Source organism: Mesorhizobium oxytropidicola (assembly GCF_056174625.1).
In genome coordinates this window covers 3,760,837-3,779,856 of the sequence record NZ_CM149692.1, presented here as the reverse complement: position 1 = coordinate 3,779,856, position 19,020 = coordinate 3,760,837, and the positions used below count along the sequence as shown (strand labels likewise).

Here is a 19,020-nt window from a genome sequence, read left to right as displayed (position 1 = left end):
TGGGAGAACAACATGGCGGGTTTGCCGAGCACGGCGCGCGTGGTGATCATCGGAGGTGGCGTTGTCGGCACCTCCTCGCTCTATCATCTTGCCAAAGCGGGCTGGACCGACTGCGTGCTCTTGGAAAAGAACGAGCTGACCTCAGGCTCGACCTGGCATGCCGCCGGCAATGTGCCGACCTTCTCCTCGTCCTGGTCGCTGATGAACATGCAGCGCTATTCGACCGAGCTCTACCGGGGCCTCGCCGACGCGGTCGACTATCCCATGAACTATCACGTCACCGGCTCGCTGCGTCTCGCCCACTCCTGGGAGCGGATGCAGGAATTCCAGCGTGCCAAGGGTATGGGCCGCTACCAGGGCATGGACATCGACGTGGTCGGCGTCGACGAGATCAAGCTGCGCTATCCCTTCATCGAGACGCACGACCTGAAGGGCGCGCTCTATGACCCGAGCGACGGCGACATCGATCCGGCGCAGTTGACCCAGGCGCTGGCCAAGGGCGCGCGCGATTTGGGCGCCAAGATCATCCGCTTCTGTCCTGTGTCAGGCGTGCGCCGCGAGAAGGACGAATGGGTGGTGGCCACACCGCAGGGCGAGATCCGCTGCGAAATCGTCGTCAATGCCGCCGGTTACCGTGCCGCCGAGGTCGGCAGGATGTTCGGCCGCGAAGTGCCGATGATGGTGATGAGTCACCAATACATCCTGTTCGAGGAAATCCCCGAACTCGCCGCCTGGTCGAAGGAACAGGGCAAGAAACTGCCGCTGCTGCGCGATGTCGATACGTCCTATTATCTGCGCCAGGAAAAGGCCGGCATGAATCTCGGCCCCTATGAGCGCAATTGCCGCGCCCATTGGGCCACCCCTGGCGATCCGATGCCGGAGGATTTTTCCTTCCAGCTCTTCCCCGACGATCTCGACCGGCTGGAACATTACCTGGCCGACGCCGTCGCCCGCGTGCCGATCCTGGGCACCGCCGGTCTGTCCAAGGTCATCAATGGCCCGATCCCCTATGCGCCGGACGGCAATCCGCTGATCGGGCCGATGCCTGGCGTGCCCAATGCCTTCGAGGCCTGCGTCTTCACCTTCGGCATCGCCCAGGGCGGCGGCGCCGGCAAGGTGCTGGCCGAATGGGTGACGCAGGGCCAGACCGAGTGGGACATGTGGTCCTGCGATCCGCGTCGCTTCACCTCTTTTGCCGCCGCACCCGATTATTGCGTCGCCAAGGGCCTGGAAATCTACGGCAATGAATACGCCATCCAATTCCCGCGCCATGCCTGGCCCGAAGGCCGCGACCGGAAACTGTCGCCGATCCACGATCGCATCAAGGCGTTCGGCGGCCGCTTCGATGCCTATAATGGCTGGGAGCGCGCCACCTGGTACGCGCAACCCGGCGACGACATTTCCGAGGAAGCGACGCTAACCTTCCGCCGGGAAGGTCCCTGGCAGCATCGCGTGCGCGAGGAGTGCCTGGCCGTGCGCGACGCCGCCGGCATACTCGACCTGCCCGGCTTCTCACGCTTCAACCTGGAGGGCCCCGGCGCCGCCGAATGGCTGAGCCTGCAGGTCACCGGACTGGTGCCGAAGCCCGGCCGCATCGGCTTGGTCTACTTCGCCGACGACAAGGGCCGCATCGTCACCGAAATGTCCGTCGTGCGCCACAGCGAGGATCAGATGACGCTGATCACCGCGGCGGTCGCGCAATGGCACGATTTCGAATGGCTGAAATCGCGCATGCCCAGGGATGCGGCCTTTACGCTGACCGACCGCACAGAGGACTATTCCACCCAGATCCTGGCCGGCCCCAACTCGCGGAAAATCCTCGCCGATGTCTGCGACGCCGACCTCACTCTGCCCTGGCTGACACATCAGGAAACGAAGATCGCCGGCCGCTGGGCGAAGCTGGTGCGCGTGTCCTTCGCCGGCGAACTCGGCTGGGAAATCCACACCAAGGTCGGCGACACCGCCGCCATCTTCGACGCCATCTGGGCGGCCGGTCAGAAGCACGGGCTGAAGCCGTTCGGTATGTATGCGCTGGATTCGCTCAGGCTGGAAAAAGGCTACCGCACCTGGAAGGGCGATCTGTCGACCGACTATTCCATCCTGCAGGGCGGGCTGGAGCGCTTCGTCAAATGGGAGAAGCCCGACTTCCGCGGCAAGGCCGCACTTCAGAACGAAAAGCAGCAAGGCGTGAAGAAGCGTTTCGTCACGCTGGTGGTCGAGAACCCCGGCGATTGCGATGCGCCCTACATGTCGACGCTGTGGCATGGCGGCCAGATCGTCGGCGAGACCACCTCAGGCGGCTGGGGCCATCGCGTCGACAAGTCCATCGCGCTCGGCATGCTGCGGATGGATTTGACCGAGCCCGGCACCTCAGTCGAGGTCGAAATCTTCGGCGACCGTTTCCAGGCGGTGGTGCAGAAGGATGAGCCGCTCTGGGATCCCAGAAACGAAAGGCTGCGCGCATGAAGAATGTCATCCTCACCGATGGTGGCATGGGCCAGGAACTGGTCCGCCGCAGCAAATCCGAGCCGACGCCATTGTGGTCGGCCAGGGTGCTGATCGACGAACCCGATCTGGTGCGTGACCTCCACGCGGAATTCATCCGCGCCGGCGCGCGCGTCATCACCATCAACACCTATTCGGCGACACCTGAGCGCCTGGCGCGCGAGGGCGCCGAGGAGCTGTTCAAGCCGCTGCAGAGGCGCGGCATCGAGCTGGCCAGGCAGGCTCGCGACGAAGCCGGCGACGCAGCGGTCGCCGGCTGCCTGTCACCGCTTTTCGGCAGCTACGCCCCGGCGCTGACCATTTCCTACAAGGAGACGCTCGACATCTACCGCCGCATCGTTGCTGAGCAGGCGGATGGCGTCGATCTCTTCCTGTGCGAGACCATGGCCTCGGCCAATGAGGCGCGCGCTGCCGTCACCGCCGCCTCGGAAAGCGGCAAGCCGGTCTGGGTGTCGTGGACGCTCGCCGATCATGGCGCACCGCGGCTGCGCAGCGGCGAAACAATCGCCGCCGCGGCCAGCGCGCTCGATGGCCTGCCGATAGCGGCGCGGCTGCTCAACTGCTGCCGGCCGGAAGCGATCGCCGCCGCCTTGCCTGAACTGATCGATCTCGGCGGCCCGGTCGGCGCCTATGCCAATGGCTTCACCTCCACTGAGGCGCTCAAGCACGGCGGTACCGTCGATGTGCTGCACGCCCGCCACGACCTCGGCCCGGACGCCTATGCCGAGCAGGCGATCGGTTGGGTGGAGGCAGGTGCCGACATCGTCGGCGGCTGTTGCGAAGTCGGACCGCCGCACATTGCCGCGCTGCGCGACCGACTGCAGCAGGATGGTTACGAAATTTCGGGAGTTTTGCATGCCTAGACCATCGTCGCGCATTTCCGGCATCGTGCCTTCGGGCAAGGATGGCTGGGAAGTCCATTCCGCCGCCTGGGCCCGCAAGGCAGCCGGCGAGGACATCATCATGCTGTCGGTCGGCGACCATGATTTCGACACGCCGTCGCAAACGATCGAGGCCTGCGTGGCCGCGGTCCGCGGCAGCAACCACCACTACACGCCGTTGCCCGGCCTGCCGCGCCTGCGCCAGGCGATGGCGGCAGCCTCCAGCGCCTGTACCGGCGTCGAGACGACGCCTGACCAGGTCATCGCCACGCCAGGCGGCCAGGCGGCACTTTACGCGGCCGTGCAGGCAGTTCTCGACCAGGGCGACCACGCCATCGTCATTGCCCCTTACTACGCCACCTATCCCAACACGTTCAGCGCCGCCGGCGCCAGTTTCACCGTCGTCGAGACGCCGGCCGAGGATGGTTTCCAGCCGCACGTCGACATGATCCGCGCGGCACTCAAGCCCAACACACGTGCCATCCTGATCAACACGCCGAACAACCCGACAGGTGCGGTCTATTCGCGCGAGCGGCTGGAACAGCTGGCCGAAATCTGCCGCGAGCACGACCTCTGGCTGCTCTCGGACGAGGTCTACTGGACGCTGGGCGGCGGCGAGCACGTCTCGCCGCGTTCGCTGCCCGGCATGGCCGAGCGCACGCTGGTCATCAATTCCATGTCCAAGAGCCATGGCATGACCGGCTGGCGCATGGGCTGGCTGACCGGTCCTGAAGCGATGATCACGCTGCTGATCAATCTCAACCTTGTGACCACCTACGGCCTGCCGGCCTTCATCTCGGTCGCCTGCGCGGAGGCGCTTGAGAACCATTACGGCGTGAAGGACATCGCCGAGCGCTACGCGGCGCGCCGTACCATCTTCCTCGATGCCGTGCGCGGCATGAACGATGTCAGCGTGCGCGGCTCCGAAGGCGGCATGTATGTGATGCTCGACATATCCGAGGTCGAACCTGACGACGAGAAATTCGCCTTCGCCTTCCTCGACAAGGAGAATGTCGGCGTGATGCCCGGCTCCAGCTTCGGCGAAGCCGCCGCCGGCCACATCCGCATCAGCCTCTGCCAGCCGGAGCCGATTCTCCAAGAAGCAGCACTGCGGCTGCGCCGTTTTGCTTCCAGCTATCGCCGCGAGGCCGCATGACCAAGACCATCCCCACCAAGGCCCGCGCCGTGATCATCGGTGGCGGCGTCTCCGGCTGTTCGGTCGCCTATCATCTGGCCAAGCTCGGTTGGACCGACATTGTGCTCCTGGAACGCAAGCAGCTGACCTCGGGCACGACATGGCATGCCGCCGGCCTGATCGGCCAGCTGCGCGGCTCGCAGAACATGACGCGGCTGGCGAAATATTCGGCCGACCTCTACGTCAAGCTGGAAGCCGAGACCGAAGTCGGCACCGGCATGCGCCAGGTCGGCTCGATCACCGTCGCGTTGACCGAGGAGCGCAAGCACGAGATCTACCGGCAGGCGTCGCTCGCCCGCGCCTTCGATGTCGATGTGCGCGAGATTTCTCCCAATGAAGTCAAAGAGATGTACCCGCATCTCAACGTGTCCGACGTCGTCGGCGCCGTCCACCTGCCGCTCGACGGCCAGTGCGATCCCGCCAACATCGCCATGGCGCTGGCCAAGGGCGCGCGTCAGCGCGGCGCCACCATCGTCGAGAATGTGAAGGTGACGAAGGTCCATACCAAAGCCGGCCGCGTCACCGGCGTGTCCTGGGCACAGGGCGAGGACCAAGGCACCATCGAAGCCGACATCGTCGTCAACTGCGCCGGCATGTGGGCGCGCGAACTCGGCGCGCAGAACGGCGTCACCATCCCGCTACACGCCTGCGAGCATTTCTATCTCGTCACCGAGCCGATCCCCGGCCTCTCCCGCCTGCCGGTGCTGCGCGTGCCGGACGAGTGCGCCTACTACAAGGAAGACGCCGGCAAGATGATGCTCGGCGCCTTCGAGCCGGTGGCCAAGCCATGGGGCATGGACGGCATCCGCGAGGATTTCTGCTTCGACCAGTTGCCCGAGGACATGGACCATTTCGAGCCGATCCTCGAAATGGGTGTCAACCGCATGCCGATGCTGGCCACCGCCGGCATCCACACCTTCTTCAACGGCCCCGAGAGTTTTACGCCCGACGACCGCTACTATCTCGGCGAGGCGCCGGAATTGTCCGGCTACTGGATGGCGACCGGCTACAATTCGATCGGCATCGTCTCCTCCCGGCGGCGCCGGCATGGCGCTGGCGCAATGGATCAACGACGGCGAAGCGCCGTTCGATCTGTGGGAAGTCGACATCCGCCGCGCCCAGCCGTTCCAGAAGAACCGCCGCTATCTCAAGGAGCGCGTCTCCGAGACGCTCGGCCTGCTCTATGCCGACCATTTCCCCTATCGCCAGATGACGACATCCCGCAACGTCCGCCGCTCGCCTTTGCATGAGCATTTGAAAGCGCGCGGCGCCGTGTTCGGCGAAGTCGCCGGCTGGGAGCGCGCCAACTGGTTCGCCCGCGAGGGTCAGGAGCGCGAATACCGTTATTCCTGGAAGCGGCAGAACTGGTTCGACAACCAGCGCGAGGAGCACCTGGCCGTCCGCAACAAGGTCGGCCTGTTCGATATGACCTCGTTCGGCAAGATCCGTGTCGAGGGCCGCGATGCCTGTGCCTTCCTGCAAAAACTGTGCGCCAATGACATGGACGTGGCGCCGGGCAAGATCGTCTACACGCAAATGCTCAACCAGCGCGGCGGCATCGAAAGCGATCTCACCGTCTCGCGCCTGTCGGATACGGCCTACTTCCTCGTCGTGCCGGGTGCCACGCTGCAGCGCGACCTCGCCTGGCTGCGGCGGCATGTCGGCGAGGCGTTCGTCGTCATCACCGATGTGACTGTGGCTGAAAGCGTGCTCTGCCTGATGGGCCCGGATGCGCGAAAGCTGATACAAAAAGTCAGCCCCAACGACTTCTCCAATGAGAACAACCCATTCGGCACCTTCCAGGAGATCGAGATCGGAATGGGGCTGGCCCGCGCCCACCGCGTCACCTATGTCGGCGAACTCGGCTGGGAGCTCTATGTCTCGACCGACCAGGCTGCCCATGTCTTCGAGGCGATCGACGAGGCCGGCACCGATGTCGGCCTGAAACTCTGCGGCCTGCACACGCTGGATTCCTGCCGCATCGAAAAGGCTTTCCGCCATTTCGGACACGACATCACCGACGAGGATAACGTGCTGGAAGCCGGCCTTGGCTTCGCGGTGAAGACAGCCAAGGGCGATTTTCTCGGCCGCGATGCGGTCTTGAAGAAGAAGGATGCCGGGTTGAACCGCCGGCTGGTGCAGTTCCGGCTGAAAGACCCGCAGCCCCTGCTCTTCCACAATGAAGCGATCCTGCGCGACGGCAAGATCATCGGCCCGATCACCTCAGGCAATTACGGCCACCATCTCGGCGGTGCCATCGGGCTGGGCTATGTGCCCTGCCAGGGTGAGAGCGAGGCGGATGTGCTGGCTTCGTCCTACGAGATCGAAATCGCCGGCGAGCGGTTTGCGGCGGAGGCATCGCTGAAGCCGATGTATGATCCGAAGGCGGAAAGGGTGAAGATGTAGCGCCCTCTTCCTTCTCCCCTTGTGGGAGAAGGTGGATCGGCGCGCAGCGCCGAGACGGATGAGGGGTGCGCGACGAAGCGCGACTTGAAAAGATTGAAGGATCTCAAGCACTTACTCAAACAAGACAGAGATCCTTCGCGCATCCCTCAAAACCTTGCCAGCTTCGTCCGCACCTTTGCCAGAAACGCCGCCCGCGTTGCCGGCGTCGAGGCATCCATCAAATAATGCGCCAGGAAGAACGTCTTGCAGCGTCTCGCGCACAGGGCTCGCATGCCGCGCAGCAAGGTCTTGCGTCCGGGCTGGCCGACGACGACGCTCCACCAAGTCGGCGCGCCGCAGGTGGTGATGACGCCGACCTTGCTGACATGCGTCATCAGCGATTTGATCCGCCCCTTGCCCGCCGGCAGCTTGAAGGCGACGTCCGTCGCCCACACGCGGTCGAGCCAGCCCTTCAGCATCGCCGGCAGCCCGTACCACCAGGTCGGATAGACGAACAGTATCGCTTCGGCCCAGTTGAGCAGTTCGAAATGCGGCTTCAGCGCCGGATCCTGCGGCGCCTGGTTGTTATAGCCGCGCCGTTCCTCGCAGCCCATCACCGGATCGAATTTCTCGGCATAGAGGTCGAGCAACCGCACCTCCCAGCCCCTTGCCTTCAGCACGTCCACTGCGGTGTCGCGAATCGACGCACAGAAGCTCTCGGGCACCGGATGGCAATAGACCACGAGGACCCGCATCAGAATGCATCCATGCTCGCGGCAACCTTCGCCATGAAGGACTTCCGTGTTTGGTCGGTCGACAGGTTCATCGCGTAGTGCGCGAGGTAGGTCACCGGCGCGCCCGGCTTTACGGTGGCGCGCAGCATGCGCTTGATCAGCCTGCGCGGCGGATCACCCATCACAATGGCGCGGAACCGGCTGCCGCCATAGGTGGTGACGGCCGCGACCTTCCTGATGTTGTGCAGCGACGGCTGCACCTTGCCGTCGACCAGCCTGAACGACACGCCGGGCAGGAAGACACGGTCGAAGAAGCCTTTCAGGATCGCGGGAAAGCCGTAATTCCAGACCGGATAGGAAAGCACCAGCGCTTCGGCGCGCAACAGGCGCTCGACATAGGGCGCCGCCGGATCCGCGGAGCCGCGCGGGTTGTGATAGTCCAGCCTCTCCTTGCGCATCAGCCGTGGGTCAAAATCCTCGGCGTAGAGGTCGCAGTCATCGACCGCGTGGCCGGCCGCCGTCAGCCGCTCGACGATCAGCCGGTGCAGGCCGGCATTGAAGCTGGTCTCGACCGGGTGGGCGTAGAGGACGAGGATGTTCATCAGCCTGCCTTTTGCAGCCCCTTGAACAGGAATGTTCGCCCCGACCGGTAGTCGTAGTCCGGATTTTCCCAGGCGATCATCTTGCCGGGGTTGAGCAGCCCTTGCGGATCTGTCTCTCGCTTGAAGGCGAGTTGCACGGCATCGGTCTGCTTCATGCCGCCCTCTTCCAGCGTGTAGCGGTGCGGGTTGAAGATCGGGCAGCCATTTTCCTCGTGCAGGCGCACGATCTCGTCGAGCCGCGCCTCGGTGGTGAACTTCACCAGCGGCAGGCCGAAACAGGTGATGTTGCCGTCCAGCCGGACGAATTCGAGATGCGAGAACACCTCGCCCGGAAACATCGCGTCCATCTTCTCGACCAGCGCCAGCTGGTTGGGAAAGGGATAGAGCGATTGCAGATAGGTGATGGCGGGATCGACGCGCAGCGCTCTCAGCGTGGTGTGGTTCCAGGCCAGCTCATAGGCCGGCGGCAGGCCCTTTTTCTCCCCTGGCGTCGCGGTCGAGGCATTGAAGATCACCTCGCCGCCCGCACGCCGGGTGAAGGCGAGGAAAGCATCAAGCCCATGCTGCGCCACCATGACGACGCAGATGCTTTGCCCTTCCCTGAAAAATTTCTGGTGGCGCTTGAAATAAAGCTGCGGCACCGGTGCGGCGATCGGCGTGATCAGCTTGGTCAGGATGCCGTCCTGGCACGCCAACGCATTGCCGTAGCGCGCCGCGTCCATGAAGGCATCGAAGCCGACAATGACGTCGACCCACTCATAGGCCGCGGTCAGCGGCATCTCGACTTCGGTGATGATGCCATTGGTACCATAGGCGTGGGTGACCTTGTGCAAATCCTCACCGGTGAGTTCGAGCACTTTCGGCTCGGCCTCCATCGTCACCACGCGCAGGCGCAGCACATTGCCGAAATCGCGCAACCCGCCGAAATTGATCGAGCCGACGCCGCCCGAACCACCGGCGATGAAGCCGCCGATCGAGGCGGTGTTGTAGGTCGAGGGCGAGAGCCTGAGTTCCTGCCCGGAATGCGCGCGTGTTGCCTTGTCGATATCGGCCAGCACCGCGCCCGGCCCGGTCACCACGCGCCCCGGCGCGATCGACTTGATCTCGTTCATTTCGGAGAGATTGAGCACAACACCACCCGACAACGGCATTGCTTGCCCATAATTGCCGGTGCCGCTGCCGCGCGGCGTCACCGGCACGCCATGCCGGTGGCACGCGGCAAGCACACGGATCAGCTCGGCCTCGGTCTTCGGCGTCACGATCAGATCGCCGGTGACATGGTCGAGCTGCTGTTTCAGCACCGGGCTGTACCAGTAGAAATCGCGGCTCTTCTGCTGGACGATGGCCGGATTGTCGTCGAGTTTCATCCCGTCGAGATCGCGTTTGAGCGCCGAAACGTCCATCATTCCACCATCAGTTCGTCGAGTTCGGCATAGTCGGGCAATTGCCGGTCGATCGCCCGGCCGGCGCGCACGACGATGCGATCCGATTCGGGCCGCGACAGCAATTCCGTCCAGCTTCGACCTTTGAACAGGATGAAGTCGGCATCGCCGCCGGCGGCAAGCGTGCCGAAACCATCGAGCCGCATCACCTTGGCTGGCGTGGCAGTGACCGCTTCCGGCCAGTCGGCGACCGGATGATCGAAATGCAGGATGCGCGTCGCCATGCGGTAGACCTCCAGCATGTCGAGATCGCCATAGGCGTAGAAGGGATCGCGTGTGTTGTCGGAAGCGACGGCGACCGGAATGCCCCTCGCCTTCATCTCATGCAGCAGCGTCACGCCGCGCCAGCGTGGCGTGGTTTGGTCCCCGCGCCGGTCCTGCAGATAGAGATTGCACATCGGCAGCGACACGACAGCCAGCCCGGCCTTCGCCACCTTGTCGAGTGTGTCCAGCACTTCGAGGTCGGGTTGCCGCGCCAGCGAGCAGCAATGACCGACGAGGATATTGCCCTCGAAGCCATTCCAGAGTGCCGCCTCGGCGATCTTCTTCAGCGAAATCGCGGAAATATCGTCCGTCTCGTCGGCGTGGAAATCGAGGTCGAGCCCATGCTTGATCGCCTGCGCGAAGACATGGTCGAGCAGCTCTTCCAGATCCGGCACCATATAGGTGACGACGCCGAGCACGCCCTTGGCGCCGGCAACCCGTTTCGCCAGCCTGTCGAACCATTTCTTGTCGCGCACGCCCTCGATGCCGAGCAGGCAGGCGCCCTGCAATTCGATGCGACCGCGCCAGGCCTCGCGCATCGTTTCGAACACCGGCCAGGAGATCTCCTCTTGCGGCGCGACGCTATCGAGATGGGTGCGCAGCGCCATGGTGCCGTGCGCGTAGGCGGAGCGCAGCGAAAAATCCATGCGCTTGGCCAGATCCTCGGCACTCCAGCGCGCGACGCGATCGGCGCCGGCGGCGTTGAGCGCGCCCATGAAGGTGCCATCGGGATTCGGTTTTCTCGGCCAGATATGGCCCTTGTCGATATGCGTGTGACAATCGACGAAGCAGGGCAGCACGATGCGGCCGGCAAGGTCGACGGCGCCGGGTTGCATCGCGGCATGATCACTTACCGCGATAGTGGAGATCTTGCCGTCGGCGACGGCAAGATCGGCCAGCGCAAAGCCATCCCCGTCATAGGCCGCAACGAACCCTGGCGTCAGCGACGCATGAAGCCGGGCATTGGCGAGCCGGTATGAAGCAGAGTTCGGTATCAAGGCCCTACCGCTCCTGCTTCAGTGCGCTCTCGTGCCAGCGCCGCAGAATGAGATGCGAAATCAGCGACAGCACGAGGAAGATCAGAATGCCGGTCAGCGAGATCAGGAACAGCGCCGCGAACAGTCTTGGCGCGTTGAGTCGGTAGCCGGCCTCGATGATGCGCGAGGCGAGCCCCGACGACTGGCCGGTGGCGCCGGCGACGAACTCGGCCACCACGGCGCCGATCAGCGACAGGCCGCCGGCGATCTTCAACCCGCCGAGGAAATACGGCATCGCCGCCGGCAGGCGGAGATAGCGCAGCTGCTGCCAGCGCGTCGCGCCGTTGAGCTTGAACAGGTCGCGCAGATTGCGGTCGACGGAGTTGAGGCCGAGCGTGGTGTTGGACAGGATCGGGAAGAAGGCGACGATCCAGGCGCACAGCAGAAGCTTGGTCGTCTGGTTGTTCACATAGATGTTGATCAGCGGAAAGATCGCCACGATCGGCGTCACCTGCAGCACGATGGCGAACGGGAAGAACGACATCTCCACCCATTTCGACTGCGTGAACAGCACTGACAGGCCGACGCCGCCGATGACAGCCAAGGCCAGGCTGAGGAAGGTGATGCGCAAGGTGACCAGCAGCGAAGAGAACAGCAGGCCAGCGTCATTGAAGAGTGTCTGCAACACCACGCCGGGGCGCGGCAGGATGTATTGCGGGATCTCGTTCCAGACACAGATGCGGTCCCACAGGCAGATCGCCAGGATCATAATCGCCAGCGGCAGAACCCAGCGGCCGACCCGTTCAAACTGCTCCTGGCGCACGCGGCGCGCTTCCTCGGGATCGAGTTGGAGCACCTGCTCGTCAATGACCGTCATGATGCGCGCCTGCTGTTGAATTGATGGCATTGACCAACACGTCCGAGGCCTGCCGGCAAAGCGCCGCATAGTCCGGCGAGGTGCGAAACACCTCGTCGCGCGGATAGGAGGCCTCGATGGCAAGTTCGTCGAACACTCGGCCCGGCCGCGCCGCCATGACGACGACGCGGTTGGAAAGGAACACGCTTTCGAAGACGCTGTGGGTGACGAAGACGACGGTGAAGCGTTCGTCCTGCCACAGCTCCAGCAGATCATTGTTCAGCTTGAAGCGCGTGATCTCGTCCAGTGCCGCGAACGGCTCGTCCATCAACAGCACGCGCGGCTTGGTCACCATGGCACGCGCGATCGACACCCGCATCTTCATGCCGCCGGACAATTCGCGCGGCACGGCGTCCTCGAAGCCGGTCAAGTGAACCCGCGCCAGCATCTCAGTGATCGCCGGCGCAGCCTTGGCGCGGGAAATGCCTTTCAGTCTGAGCGGCAGCCAGACATTGTCGAACACGCTGGCCCAAGGCAGCAGCGTCGGCTCCTGGAAGACGAAGCCGATATTGGCGCGGTCGAGCGAGCCGCCGCCGCGCCAGTCGAGCACGCCGGAGGTCGGCGTCGACAGGCCGGCGATCAATCGCAGCGCCGTCGACTTGCCGCAGCCGGATGGCCCGAGCAGGCTGAGGAAATCGCCTTCCCGGATCGTCAGGTCGACATTGCTCAGCGCCGTCACGCCGTTGGAAAACACCTTGCCGACGCCGCGCAGCGCCAGCAAGGTCGGAGCGACGTCCGATGCCGGCGCTCGCGCCACTTTTTCCCCTATCATGCCCAGGCTGGCCTATTTCTTCAGGTCGAGCCCGACGCCCTTGTTGACGAAGGCCAGCGTGTAGGCCTTCGTGATGTCGATGCCTTCAGGCGTGACCTTGGCCTTGACCATCTTGTCGTAAAAACTCTTGATCCGCGCGTCGGTCATGGCGCCGATGCCGAGCTTTTCCGTGTCGCCCGAATCGGCAAGGCCGAACTTCTTCATCTGGTCGATGGAGAAGGCGATCTGGTCGTCCGTCATGTCAGGATTGTCTTTCTTGATCATGTCGTTGGCGGCCTTGTTGTCGCCGTAGAGGTACTTGTACCAGCCCTTGGCCGAGCCATCGACGAAGCACTGGACGACCTCCGGCTTCTTGTCGATCGTGTCCTGCATCACCTCGATCGTCGTCGAATAGGTGTCCCAGCCATAGTCGGCGAGCAGGAACTGGTTCGGCACGAAGCCGCCTTCCTTCTTGACCGCGAAAGGCTCCGAAGTGACGTAGCCCTGCTGGATCGACTTCTTGTTGGCGAGGAACGGAGCCGTGTTGTAGGTGTAGGGCGCGCGCTTGGCGGCGTCGAAGCCGAGCGCCGTGACCATCCACTGGAAGAAGGTCTGCACGCCTTCATCACCCAGAATGTACTGGTCGGCGTTCTTCAAATCCTCCCACTTGTCCAGCCCCTCGCCGGGGTGGGACATGATGACCTGCGGGTCCTTCTGGAAGTCCGCGGCCACCACACGCATCGGAATGCCTTGCTGGACGGCATCGAAGGCCGACAGCAGATTGCCGCCCATGTAGAAATCGATCTTGCCGGCCAAAAGCATCGGCCGGCCGCTGACCTGCGGGCCACCCTGCATGATGGTGACGTCGAGGCCGCAGGCGGCGTAGGTGCCGTCCGCCACGGCCTGGTAGTAGCCGCCATGTTCCGGTTCGGCCAGCCAGTTGGTGCCGAAGGTGACTTTTTCATTCGCCGCGGCCCCCAGCGTGCTGGCCGCCAGCAGGGCCACCACCGCCACCGAGATCTTCTGTTTTGCGTACATCGACAACCACCCTCTGTTTGCTCCGGCGCCACGCGCCAGGCTCGACACCAAAGATTCAAGAAGCAAGACACATGCCACCGGCGTCTCGCGCCGGGACCCGCCCGCCTGCACCACAGCCATCTGCGAAAGCCGGAAAGGTCGTGCTGCACCGGAGGCATCGTGCCTATTTTTTGAACGCCTGTCCACAATCGCGCCAGCGCCATGCACGGCCGTCTTGAAGCTGTAGTGAATACCGTCTTAGGCTGACGGTATCCAGGAGATTGCCATGTTCAGATTCCTCACCCCGAAGTCGATCAAGCCGCCCTTTGCCCGCTACAGCCACGGCGTCGAAGTGCCGGCGGGCAAGCGGCTGGTGCTGTGCTCTGGCCAGGTCGCGATCACGGCGGACGACCAGATTCCCGAGGACGCCGGCGCCCAGGCAGAGCTCTGCTTCCGCAACATCGAGGCGATCCTTGCAGAGGCGGGATTGGGGCTCGGGGATATCGTGCGCATCAACGCCTACGTTACCGACCGCGCGCATCTGCGGCCCTATATGGATGTCCGCGACCGGCTGTTTTCGAGCCCTGCGCCGGCCTCGACGCTGATGATCGTTTCCGGCTTTGCCCGACCAGAGTTCAAGGTCGAAGTCGAGGCCATCGCTGCCGGGTGATCGACAGGAAGCCTGTACCGCGCTAGGTCTGGCCGTACATCGAAGAGAAATGACATGACTGTAGCCAAAAGACGCGTCTGGTGGGGCGACTACCGGACCACAGAATATGCCTCGATCGATCCGGAGGCGACGATCGCCGTTCTGCCGGTGGCGGCGATCGAGCAGCATGGACCGCATCTGCCTGTTTCGACCGACACCTCGATCATGAACGGCATGCTCGACACGGTCATTTCGCGCCTGCCCGACGATCTCGACATCCGCATCCTGCCGGTCCAGGCGGTCGGCAAGTCGAACGAGCATCTGCATGCGCCGGGCACCCTCACTTTGCCGGCAACGACGCTGGTCGAGGCCTGGACCGAACTTGGCGTGTCCATCGCGCGCGCCGGCGTGCGTAAGCTCATCGTCGTCAATTCGCATGGCGGCAATGAAGAGATCATGGGCATCATCACGCGCGAATTGCGGGTGCGCGAAAAGATGCTGGCCGTGAAGACGAGTTGGCAGCGTTTTGGCCGACCGGCCGGCATGTATACCGAGCTCGAGGACCGCCACGGCATCCATGGCGGCGATGTCGAGACCTCTTTGATGCTGCATTTCCGGCCGGACCTCGTCGACATGGGCAAGGCCGACAATTTCGTTTCCAATGTTGCGAGGGCCGAGAAGGAATTCGCGCTCCTGCGCCACACAGGCACCCACGCCTTTGCCTGGATCGCCAGCGACCTCAACCCGAACGGCGTGGTCGGCGACGCCAGCATCGCTACGGCTGAAAAAGGCCGGCTGACGGCAGAGCATCAGGCTGATGGTTTCATCAGCCTGCTCAGGGATGTGCGCAAGGCGAAGCTGGCCAACTGGCTGAAGTAACTAACCGTCTATTTTAAGCTCGAAGGGCGTGCCTTCGAAGGCGTCGGCGCCGCGCCCGATCGACTGGATCGCCTCGATCATGCGGCCATTGCGCTCAAGCAGCGCATCGGCCACGGCAATGAGCCGAGGGTTGGGTGTTGCCGAGGGCGACAGCGCCCGCAATGTCCGGGCCAGTTCGGCCTCGTCGCGTTTTGGCGCGAGTGCGGCGACGATGATGTAGGCCGAAGCGGTCGAGCGGCTGATGCCGGCATAGCAATGCACGACCATAGGCTTTGTCCGATCCCAGCGGCGGGCGAAATCGAGCAGGTTGCGGACATGCTCCTCGCCCGGCATGGTCATGCCGTCCTGCGCCACCGCGATATCGTGCATGACCAGGTGCAGATGGTTTTCGCTCGATATCGAGGCCGGACGCGTCACATCGGTTCCGACGGAGAGCAGCGACAGCATGCGGTCGGCACCGGTCCTGGCCACCGTTTCCTCTATCTTCGCTAGCGAGCAGACATGGATCATGGTTTTGAACCTTTTTGTCGATCCTCGCGCCGCGTCGCCCATTCGGCAAGGGCCGATTCGAGCCGCTGCCATTCCAGCTCACTCCCCGGCAGGCCGGCGCGCAGGACATGCGGTCGGTCGGAGAAATGCCGAAGCAGGACGCCGCGCTCGCCAAGCGCTGAAAACAGGCCGGCCGCATCCGGCAGGCTGACATAGCGGAACAACGTGGTGCCGCCCGCGACAGGCACGTCGAAACGGCCGAACAATGCGTCAAGCTGCGCGGCTGCCTCGGCAAGCGATGCCCGCATTGCGTCCTGCCAGCCAATATCGGCAAGCGCGCGAATACCATATTCCAGCGTTGGGCCGGCGACGGCCCACGGGCCGAATTGCGTTTCCAGCAATTCTACGGTTGCGGCATCGGAAAGCGCGAAGCCAAGCCGCAGGCCGGCCAGGCCAAAGAACTTGCCGAACGAGCGCAGCACGACGATGCCGCCTTGATCGACATCACCGGCAAGGCTGTGTTCACGCGGGCCGACATCCATGAACGCTTCGTCGACGACCAGCAGCCCGCCTCTGGCGCGCAATCCGGCGGCCAGAACCAGCAGCCGGTCGTGCTCGATGACGCGACCATCGGGATTGTTCGGATTGACGATGATGGCAAGGTCAGCCTGCGCCAGTGCCACAAAATCGCTGACTTCGGCCACCTCGTGCCCGGCGATTGCCGCGGCACGGGCATGTTCGGCATAGGTCGGCCCCAGCACCAATGCCTTGCCGGGCCTGACCAGCGACGCCACGCGCGGCAGCAGGATCTGCGTGCCGGGTGCCGCGACGACATTGGCTGGCGACGGCGCGCCATAGGTTCTAGCCGCGATTTCTGTCAGCTCGTGAATCCGCGTGGCTTCCGGCAATCGCGACAGCGAGGTGGCGGGCAGGTCGAAAAACGGGTAGGAGTGCGGGTTGATACCGGTCGAGAGGTCGACGAAAGGCAGCACGGCGTTGGGGAAAAGCGCCCTCGCCCGGCCAAGACTTCCACCATGGTCCACCGCTCCTTCAAGAAGCTTCATGTCAGTCCTGATCGCTTTCCTGTCATTGGCCGTCGAACGTGTCCTGGGTTACCCGGACTGGCTGTTCCGCGCCATCGGCCATCCCGTAACGTGGTTCGGCAGGCTGATATCCTTTCTCGATCGCAGGCTCAACCGCGCCACTGATCCCGACGCGCTGCGTCGCCAACGCGGTGTCCAGGCGCTGCTGGTCATCGTGCTGGTGCCCGCGGTGGTCGGCCTCGGCGTACAGCTTGTCCTGCTCTGGTTCGTTCCCCTGGGATTTTTCATCGCCGCCCTTCTGGCGACATCGCTGCTGTCGCAGAAGAGCCTCTACGAGCACGTCGAGGCCGTGGCCGATGCGCTCGACAGCGCCGGCCTCGCCATGGGCCGTGTTGCCGTCTCGAGAATCGTCGGCCGCGATCCCGAAGCGCTCGACAGGGCCGCCATCTGCCGTGCGGCGATCGAAAGCTTGGCCGAGAATTTTTCCGACGGCATCGTCGCCCCTGCCTTCTGGACCGGTGTCGGCGGATTGGCCGGCGGCGCTGCCTACAAGGCCGCCAACACCGCCGATTCGATGATCGGCCACCGCACCCCGCGCCATGAGGCCTTCGGCTGGGCGGCGGCGCGCTTCGACGACTGGATCAACCTGCCGGCATCAAGGCTGACGGCGCTGCTGATCGTGCTGGCGGCTTTCCTGGTCAAGGGAGCCGACGCCAGCAGTTCATGGCAGGCGGTGCGGCGCGATGCGAAAAAACACCGCTCGCCCAATGCCGGCTGGCCGGAAGCGGCCATGGCCGGCGCGCTTGGCCTGGCACTTGCCGGGCCACGCAGCTATGGCGGCATCGTGGTCGACGATGTCTTTATGGGCGAAGGCGGCCGCCGCGACGTCGATAGCGACGACATCAGGCAAGCACTGAAACTCTACCACGTCGCCGATTATCTGCTTATCGTGCTGTTCGCGGTGGTCTCGGTCGTCGTTATTCTGGCCTAACCTCACCCCTCGTGAGTTCGCTCTCGAAGGGGAGGATGGGAGCCGGGCTACAACAGGTTCGCGCCTTTCCTCTCCCCCGTCGATCGCAGGGGAATCGCATATGGCGATTTTGGGCTTGAAGTTGGTTTGAGAAGGGATTCTTTGGGAAGGCAGTCCAGCGAGGAGTGACTGCCATTACCAGCCTTGAGAGCTATTTCGGTACGGTGCCTGATCCGCGCGCGGCCAACGCCACACATCGGCTTGGCGACCTGATCGTGATGATGATCGCTGCGAGCCTGTGTGGCGCGACCAGCGCAACGGAGTTTTCGTTGTTCGCGCAAGAGCGCAAACAGGCGCTGTCGCGCTTGATCGACTATGAGGAGGCGCCTAGCCACGACACCTTCTCGCGGCTGTTGCGCCTGCTCGATCCGGAGGCCTTCGGACGGGCGTTCGCCGCCTTTGCCGCAGGCTTTGCCCAGGCACGTCAGGGTGTGGTCGCACTTGATGGCAAGGCGCTGCGGCGGGCCTATGAGAAAGGCCTTGCGGCCAGCCCGCCCCTGACGGTGTCGGCCTTTGCCAGCCAGACGCGGCTGTGTTTGGCGGCGGTCTCGCCCGGCGACGAAGACAATGAGGTCGAGGCTGCCCTCAAGGTCGTCGAACTCATTGATCTTACTGGCCGATTGGTCACGGCCGATGCCCTCCACTGCCACACGCGCATGGCCAAGGCCATCATTCAGCGCGGCGGCGACTATCTGCTCGCACTCAAGGGAAACCGCCGGCATTGGTTGGCTCGGGCCAATCAACAACTGGCCCAGACCACTCCCGCCGTCACTGAGCGGACCGAGACCAGCCATGGCCGCAACGAATGGCGGCAGGCAGAGGTCGTGGTGGCGGCTGAACCAATGATGCCGGGGCACAAGGCCTTCATCCGCATCACCAGCCGGCGCGATCAGGCCGAGCCGCTGACGCGCCTGTTCATGGCCTCAACGCTGCTGTCGCCACAGCAGGCGATCGACCTCACCAGAGCCCATTGGCAGATCGAGAACGCACTGCACTGGATGCTCGACGTTCATCTGCACGAGGACCTCAGTCGTGCCCGCAAGGACAACGCTCCCGCCAACACCGCCCTCATCAACCGCATCGCCAGAAATATCCTTCAGGCCGCCGACATCGACAAAGTCCCCATTAGCCACCGCATCAAGAAATGCGCTTGGAATGACGACTATCTCATCCAGGCAATCGCTCATATGCGATAGCCCTGCCGTCGATCGGGGGAGAGGTGGCTCGGCGAAGCCGAGACGGAGTGGGGGTCGACCAGCTC

Annotated in this window: 16 protein-coding genes and 1 pseudogene; 8 read left to right on the top strand and 9 right to left on the bottom strand. The window is 63.9% G+C overall.

What is annotated here, in order from left to right; genetic code table 11:
• Positions 1-12: 12 nt before the first annotated feature.
• The 4 genes and pseudogenes from AC0V8S_RS18840 (at position 13) to AC0V8S_RS18825 (ending at position 6,987) form a co-directional block, all read left to right on the top strand.
• Positions 13-2,466, top strand: coding sequence for a GcvT family protein (locus AC0V8S_RS18840; RefSeq protein ID WP_475432764.1), 2,454 nt, complete (start codon positions 13-15; stop codon positions 2,464-2,466).
• Positions 2,463-3,368 carry a homocysteine S-methyltransferase family protein gene (locus tag AC0V8S_RS18835; RefSeq protein WP_475432763.1) on the top strand — a complete coding sequence of 302 codons (906 nt, stop codon included), beginning with the start codon at positions 2,463-2,465 and terminating at the stop codon, positions 3,366-3,368. The genes AC0V8S_RS18840 and AC0V8S_RS18835 overlap by 4 nt, the downstream gene beginning before the upstream one ends.
• Positions 3,361-4,542, top strand: coding sequence for a pyridoxal phosphate-dependent aminotransferase (locus tag AC0V8S_RS18830; RefSeq protein ID WP_183460486.1), 1,182 nt, complete (start codon positions 3,361-3,363; stop codon positions 4,540-4,542). The genes AC0V8S_RS18835 and AC0V8S_RS18830 overlap by 8 nt, the downstream gene beginning before the upstream one ends.
• Positions 4,539-6,987, top strand: a pseudogene (locus AC0V8S_RS18825) (GcvT family protein). The gene AC0V8S_RS18830 and the pseudogene AC0V8S_RS18825 overlap by 4 nt, the downstream one beginning before the upstream one ends.
• Before the next feature lie 146 nt (positions 6,988-7,133).
• Here the strand turns inward: AC0V8S_RS18825 and AC0V8S_RS18820 are convergent.
• From AC0V8S_RS18820 to AC0V8S_RS18790, 7 genes are read right to left on the bottom strand one after another with little or no spacing between them, the layout of a single operon-like run.
• On the bottom strand, positions 7,134-7,721 hold the full coding sequence (locus tag AC0V8S_RS18820; RefSeq protein ID WP_475432762.1) for an NAD(P)H-dependent oxidoreductase: 588 nt from the start codon (positions 7,719-7,721) through the stop codon (positions 7,134-7,136).
• Positions 7,721-8,302, bottom strand: a complete 582-nt coding sequence (locus AC0V8S_RS18815; protein WP_475432761.1) for an NAD(P)H-dependent oxidoreductase — start codon at positions 8,300-8,302, stop codon at positions 7,721-7,723. Before AC0V8S_RS18815 ends, AC0V8S_RS18820 begins: the two co-directional genes overlap by 1 nt.
• The gene (locus tag AC0V8S_RS18810; protein WP_475438657.1) at positions 8,302-9,705 is read right to left on the bottom strand and encodes an FAD-binding oxidoreductase; all 1,404 of its coding nucleotides are present in this window, start codon (positions 9,703-9,705) and stop codon (positions 8,302-8,304) included. The genes AC0V8S_RS18815 and AC0V8S_RS18810 overlap by 1 nt, the downstream gene beginning before the upstream one ends.
• Positions 9,705-11,006, bottom strand: coding sequence for a cytosine deaminase (locus AC0V8S_RS18805; protein ID WP_475432760.1), 1,302 nt, complete (start codon positions 11,004-11,006; stop codon positions 9,705-9,707). Before AC0V8S_RS18805 ends, AC0V8S_RS18810 begins: the two co-directional genes overlap by 1 nt.
• A 4-nt stretch (positions 11,007-11,010) precedes the next feature.
• Positions 11,011-11,862 (bottom strand): ABC transporter permease, encoded by an 852-nt coding sequence (locus tag AC0V8S_RS18800; protein ID WP_475432759.1) that lies wholly within the window; start codon positions 11,860-11,862, stop codon positions 11,011-11,013.
• The gene (locus AC0V8S_RS18795; protein WP_183460500.1) at positions 11,849-12,673 is read right to left on the bottom strand and encodes an ABC transporter ATP-binding protein; all 825 of its coding nucleotides are present in this window, start codon (positions 12,671-12,673) and stop codon (positions 11,849-11,851) included. The genes AC0V8S_RS18800 and AC0V8S_RS18795 overlap by 14 nt, the downstream gene beginning before the upstream one ends.
• A gap of 12 nt (positions 12,674-12,685) precedes the next feature.
• Complete coding sequence (locus AC0V8S_RS18790; RefSeq protein ID WP_095204048.1) at positions 12,686-13,690, bottom strand: ABC transporter substrate-binding protein; 1,005 nt, start codon at positions 13,688-13,690, stop codon at positions 12,686-12,688.
• A 265-nt stretch (positions 13,691-13,955) separates the two neighbouring features.
• Here AC0V8S_RS18790 and AC0V8S_RS18785 point away from each other — a divergent pair, with 265 nt between their 5' ends.
• Complete coding sequence (locus AC0V8S_RS18785; protein WP_183460504.1) at positions 13,956-14,339, top strand: RidA family protein; 384 nt, start codon at positions 13,956-13,958, stop codon at positions 14,337-14,339.
• Between the two features lie 54 nt (positions 14,340-14,393).
• Complete coding sequence (locus AC0V8S_RS18780) at positions 14,394-15,197, top strand: creatininase family protein (RefSeq protein WP_183460506.1); 804 nt, start codon at positions 14,394-14,396, stop codon at positions 15,195-15,197.
• Here the strand turns inward: AC0V8S_RS18780 and AC0V8S_RS18775 are convergent, their stop codons facing one another.
• Positions 15,198-15,707, bottom strand: a complete 510-nt coding sequence (locus tag AC0V8S_RS18775; protein WP_183460508.1) for a tyrosine phosphatase family protein — start codon at positions 15,705-15,707, stop codon at positions 15,198-15,200.
• A complete protein-coding gene (cobD, locus tag AC0V8S_RS18770; RefSeq protein ID WP_183460510.1) occupies positions 15,704-16,750 on the bottom strand; it encodes a threonine-phosphate decarboxylase CobD in 1,047 nt (348 codons plus the stop codon). Before cobD ends, AC0V8S_RS18775 begins: the two co-directional genes overlap by 4 nt.
• Between cobD and cbiB the strand changes: the two genes are divergently transcribed.
• Together cbiB and AC0V8S_RS18760 are read left to right on the top strand one after the other, a co-directional pair.
• Complete coding sequence (gene cbiB, locus AC0V8S_RS18765; RefSeq protein ID WP_183460512.1) at positions 16,749-17,720, top strand: adenosylcobinamide-phosphate synthase CbiB; 972 nt, start codon at positions 16,749-16,751, stop codon at positions 17,718-17,720. The two genes, cobD and cbiB, sit on opposite strands and share 2 nt — an antisense overlap.
• 164 nt (positions 17,721-17,884) lie before the next feature.
• A complete protein-coding gene (locus AC0V8S_RS18760) occupies positions 17,885-18,955 on the top strand; it encodes an ISAs1 family transposase (RefSeq protein ID WP_475432758.1) in 1,071 nt (356 codons plus the stop codon).
• Positions 18,956-19,020: the final 65 nt, after the last annotated feature.